The sequence below is a fragment of the Deltaproteobacteria bacterium genome (assembly GCA_005879795.1).
Taxonomy (GTDB): domain Bacteria; phylum Desulfobacterota; class Binatia; order DP-6; family DP-6; genus DP-6.
Genome location: VBKJ01000002.1, coordinates 1 through 5,337 on the forward strand (window position 1 = coordinate 1; position 5,337 = coordinate 5,337).

Below are 5,337 nucleotides of genomic sequence, written 5' to 3' on the forward strand. Positions count from 1 at the left end.
ACTTGTGGGTCGGCAGGAAGACGAGCGGGTGGCGCTGGCCGAGCGCGGCCAGGGCTTCCAGCTGCGCGCGGTCGTAGTGGAGCGCCTCGCCGTAGCCCTGCGTGTACATGAAGCGGATCAGGTTGGCCGCGAGGTCGATCGCGTGCGGGCTGTGGTGCGCGGCGATCTCGCGGAGGTAGCGGCGTGCATCGCGCGCCACACCCGCCTCGTCGCGGCCGAGGGTCCGGGCGAGGCGCGCGATGCCGCCGCGGAAGACGGGCCGCGCGACGATCTCCTCCTCGACGAAGCGCGGCACCTTGTAGCGTGCGCCGCGGAGCCGCCGCTCCGCGCGCTCGAGCGCGAGCGCCGCCTGCCGCGCGACGAAGTCCGGGAGCCCGGCGGTGTGTGCGACGTCGGCACCGCCGGCGCGCCGCCAGCGCTCGCGCAGCTCCGAGGCCGGCGCCGGCTCGCCCGCGACGATGCGGCAGCGGTGCGGGTGCCGTCGCAGCACCCGCCCCTGGCGGAGCCGGCCCGGGTCGCGCGGGTCGCCGAGGGTGAGGAGCTGGGCGAGACGCGCCGGCCGCACCCCGTCCTGCTCGGCCGGCAGCCAGGCGACGCGCAGGGGCGCAAGCAGCGGGTCGTCGCCCCCCGCGAGCGCCGCCTCGAGCCGCGGATCGACGCGCCCCGCGCGCCGCCGCCGGCGCGAAGGAGGGATCGCCACGACGTCGTAGGCCCCGGGCCCCATGCCCTCGGGGCGCGCGCGCTCGATCCACCGCTCGAGAAGCCGCCGCTCGAGCGGGCTCGAGGCATCGAGCAGGAAGACGACGCGCCGCCCCCCGGCCGAGGGCCAGGAGGGCGGGGGCGCCAGGGTCGAGGGGACCGCCACCGGCGCGGATTCTAGCCATGCCCGGCGCCTGGCGGGAAGCCGGGCGGTGCCTCGACCGCGGGCCCGGGCCGGAGGTATCTTCCGAGACGGCTTTGTATGGCGCTCCACGCCGACCTGACCCGCGAGATCGACGAGGGCCCCGCCGGGCCGGCGGTGGGCGCCTTCTTCGACCTGGACGGCACGCTGATCGCCGGCTTCTCGGCGGTGGCGTTCCTGCGCGATCGGCTGGCGAGCGGGCGGATGCGCGCCCGCGACCTGGCTGCCGCGCTGCTGAGCACGGCGCGCTTCCAACTCGGGCGCCTCGGCTTCTCGGGCCTGATCGCCGCGACGGCTGCCTGGCTGCGCGACGTGCCGGAGCAGGAGCTGGACGAGCTCGCCGAGCGCATCTTCGCGCGCGCGCTCGCGACCGCGATCTACCCCGAGTCGCGCGCGCTCGTGCAGGCGCACCGGCGCCGCGGTCACACGCTCGCCGTCGTCTCGTCGGCCACCCGCTACCAGGTCGAGCCGATCGCGCGCGAGCTCGGCATCCCGAACGTGCTCTGCACGCGGCTCGAGGTGCGGGACGGGCGCCTCACCGGCCGCCACCTCTGGCCCACGGTCTACGGCGGCGGCAAGGCGATGGCGGCGCGCGACCTCGCCCGCGAGCGCGGCCTCGACCTCGCCCAGAGCTACTTCTACACCGACAGCCACGAGGACCTGCCGCTGCTCGAGATCGTCGGCCGGCCACGCCCGACGAACGCCGACCGCCGCCTCGCGGCCATCGCCGCGCTGCGCGGCTGGCCAGCGCGCCGCTTCACCACGCGCGGGACGCCGGGCCTGACCGACGTCGTGCGCTCCTCGCTCGCGCTCGCGAGCATCGTGCCGTCGTTCGCGCTGGGTGCCGTGCCCGGGGTGCTCAACTGGAGCCGGCGCGACATGGTGAACCTCGCCATCACCACCTGGGGCGAGTTTGGCACCGCGCTGGCCGGCGTCCGCCTCCAGGTGCGCGGCGAGGAGCACCTCTGGTCGCATCGCCCGGCGGTCTTCGTCTTCAACCACCAGAGTGCGATCGACATGCTGCTTCTCTGCAAGCTGCTGCGGCGTGATTTCGTCGGGGTGGCGAAGCAGGAGGCGCGACGGAACCCGCTCTTCGGGCCCGCCTTTGCGCTCGCGGGCACGGTGTTCATCGACCGCTTCGACCGCCAGAAGGCGATCGCGGCGCTCCGGCCGGCGATCGCCGCGCTCCGGGCGGGGACGTCGCTCGTGATCGCGCCCGAGGGGACGCGGAGCGCCACGCCGCGCGTCGGGCCGTTCAAGAAGGGCGCCTTCCACATCGCGATGGGGGCCGGCGTCCCCATCGTGCCGATCGTGTTCCGGAACACGCTCGACGCCCTCCCGAAGCACGGGCTGGTCATCCGTCCGGCGACCATCGAGGTGGTCGTGCATCCGCCGGTCCCGACCGATGGCTGGCAGGCCGAGACGCTCGACCGCCAGATCGCGGACGTGCGCGCGCTCTTCGTTCGGGCGCTCGAGGGCTGAGCGGCGAGGCGCGAGATCCTCGCGGGCCAACGTCCGATGTCCCTGACCCGTCCTGGTCTCGCCTGGATCCGCGATGGGATCGTGATCCGCCTGTCCCCGCCCAGCGGGAGGCCATCACGGCGGTGGCGCGGCCCCCGCAGGTGCGACGCTGCGGGCGGTGGCCGCAACGGACGGCATGACCCCCGGACGACACCGCTGAGCTACTCACCTTCCTCGGCGCGCCTGGGGCCGCCCTCGAGGCCGCCATGGACGGGTACTCGCCCAGCCGGGACCGTGCGACTTCGATGCTGGCATCCGCCAGGTGATGGACCTCGGCTGGCAAATTGCCGAGCCGCTCGCCCCGCATCGGTTCCGCCGGCTCCTGGCGAGGGCGCGGCCGTGGCCCCGGGCACTCTTGACAGAACCATAATAACTTTCAGGGGAACAGGGTGGTGGGAAACTCGGCAGTAGGCTACGACTTGTTCCTGTCCTCAAGCAACAACGTCATCAGCTCCAGCAAAATCTCCTCGAGCGTCATCGCAGGCAACCAGGCGGAGGGGGTGCTGATCTCTGAAAATAGCGATAACAACACCGTCCGGAGCAGTCAGGTGCTCAACGACAGCCTCAATGGGGTCGATGTTTATCCTGGTGTCACCGGACCCGCGTCCTCTCCAACACGGTCAACGGCAACGGCAGCGGGATCGTCCTGCGGTCCGGAGCCACCGGGAACACCGTCAAGAGCAACACCGCGAAGAACAACACCGACTTCGACATGGAGGACGACAACGGCCCCACCTGTGACACGAACGTCTGGCTGCACAACAACTTCAATACCGCCAACGCCATGCATCCACTGAGATCTGCACCGCCTCGCCCGTGATTTCGACAGCCCCCTCGGCGGCGAAGAGCTTCGCCTTGCTGATCGCGCGCGTGCGACGTCGAGCCCGGTCGCCCTGCGCGGCACCTTGAAGCCGGTCGCCTGGTGGCCGCTGCGTGGACGAGAAGTGATTACGGCGCCGGGGCGCACGAGAAGGCGATCGCGTCCGCGTCCACCCGCTCTTGCGGATCGGTGACCAGGAGGGCAACCGTGCGCGTCGCCCGCGCGGGGACGACGACCGCGAGCGGGCGACAGACGTCGGCGTAGCGCGTCATCGGGGGCGTCGCCGTGAGCGTCGTCCCCTCGCGGACGACGGTGGTGCCCGGCGCCCATTCGAACGCGGCGGTGAGGGTGTCGAGCACGGCCGCCTGCGCGGAGGGCTCGAGCGCCGCCGGCCCCGCGAGGCTCTCCGCGGCGAGTGCGACGCGCGCGATACCGCTCGGCACGCAGCGCGTCGCCAGCCGGGCGGCGACATTGAGGCAGAGCGTGACGTGGAACGCGCAATCGCCGGCGGAGCTTCCCTGGTCGCACGAGGCGTCGCCGTCAGTGCAGCCGACGGCCGGGGCCGCGGGCACGCCCGCCACGCCCCACGCGAGGTTGCAGTCGGTCTCCTCCGCGCCCCCGCCTCCGAAGAGCGTGTCCAGCGAGCAGAACGAGCAGCCGTCGTTCAGGACGACGTTGCCGTCGTCGCACTCCTCCGGTCCCTCGACCACGCCGTCGCCGCACTCGCTCGTGCAGTCGGCCGAGCAGCCGTCGCCGCTCGACCGGTTGCCGTCGTCGCACTGCTCACCCGGCTCCCGGTTCCCGTTGCCGCACCGCCAGCAGCCGAGACGGTCGAGCCGGCAATCCATCGTGCACCGGAGCTCACCCCCGCGCTCGGCGGGAGCGTCGCAGCCGGCGCCGCCGAGATCGCCGCCATCGCACTCCTCGTCGCCCTCGCGGCGGCCGTTCCCACAGAAAAAGCAGCCTGACCGGTCGAGCTGGCTGCAGTCGTCGGCGCAGCGGAGCGTCCCGCCCTCGGGGCAGCTCGCGCCCCCGAGGTCGGCGCCGTCACACGGCTCGCCCGGCTCCTTCTGGCCGTTGCCGCACCGCGTGCACCCGGACGGGTCGACCGTGCAGTCCATCCGGCAGGCCGCGAGGCCGGCGTCGAACCCGAGCGCCTGGCAGCCCGGCGTGTCGGATCCGTCACACTGCTCGCCGCCTTCGCGCATCCCGTCGCCGCACGGGCCCGTGACGTCGCGACAGCTGTTGGCGAGGTCGAGCCCCCGGCAGTCCGGACGGCACACCGCTCGACCGCCGTTCTCGCACACGGCCGTGACGGCGTAGCCGTCGCACACCTCGCCGGGATCGATCCGGCCGTTCCCGCACCGTCCGCACGCGCGCACGTCGAAGGTGCAGTCGGTGCCGCAGCCGAGCGTCCGTCCGCGCCGAACCCGAGGGTCGCGCACGTGGCTCCCCCGAGCTGCGCGCCGTCGCAGCGTTCGCCGCCGCCCGCATCGAGGCGGCCGTCGCCGCATGTCGAACGGGCCGCCCGGAAGGCGCGGCGCGTCCCGCGGACGCGCGCCGTCCCGCGCATGAGCTGGCAGCCGGGCGCGATCGTCGCCTGCACGTGGAGCCGGGCGCTCCCTCGCGGGCAGTGGAGGAGGGTCGCGACGAGCCTCGTCCCTCGCGCCGTCGCAGTCCGCCGCACCCGCCCCGGCGGGCAAGCCGGGCTCAGCTCGAGGATCCTGCCCCGCAGGACGAGCATCTCGGGCTCTCCGGCCCCCAGGAGCCCGCCCGCCGACGTCACCACATAGCGTGCGTCGGCGCAGCGGTCCGCACGCGCCCCGGTTACCGACGCGAGCAGCGCGGCCGAGAAGGCGACCAGCGAACCCCGGCGCCCAGCGACGGTTCCTCCGCCGTTCGCCTACCACGAGGCATGACGCGGTGACAAAGATCCGGCGGTCGGTATGATCCCGGCTCCGTGGCGCAAGCCATCCGCACCCGCGCCCTCCCTTCCGACGACTCGATGTGCGGATGGCATCGGCTCCTGCCCTTGCCGGCGCCGGCGCGCCGCCTGTCGGGCGAGCGCCGCGCGGATGCGGTCGTCGTCGGCGCC

General features: G+C 73.7%; 3 protein-coding genes and 1 pseudogene. 2 read left to right on the forward strand and 2 right to left on the reverse strand.

Annotated features, from left to right (window positions below; genetic code table 11):
- On the reverse strand, positions 1-865 hold an 865-nt coding region (locus E6J59_00035), incomplete at its 3' end, for a hypothetical protein (GenBank protein ID TMB24673.1).
- Between the two features lie 96 nt (positions 866-961).
- Here E6J59_00035 and E6J59_00040 point away from each other — a divergent pair.
- Both E6J59_00040 and E6J59_00045 read left to right on the forward strand, forming a co-directional pair.
- Entirely contained in the window at positions 962-2,383 is a 1,422-nt protein-coding gene (locus E6J59_00040; protein TMB24674.1) for an HAD-IB family hydrolase, read from the forward strand.
- A gap of 610 nt (positions 2,384-2,993) precedes the next feature.
- Positions 2,994-3,242, forward strand: a pseudogene (locus E6J59_00045) (hypothetical protein).
- A gap of 128 nt (positions 3,243-3,370) precedes the next feature.
- Here E6J59_00045 and E6J59_00050 read toward each other — a convergent pair.
- On the reverse strand, positions 3,371-4,756 hold the full coding sequence (locus tag E6J59_00050) for a DUF4215 domain-containing protein (GenBank protein ID TMB24675.1): 1,386 nt from the start codon (positions 4,754-4,756) through the stop codon (positions 3,371-3,373).
- Positions 4,757-5,337 lie beyond the last annotated feature (581 nt).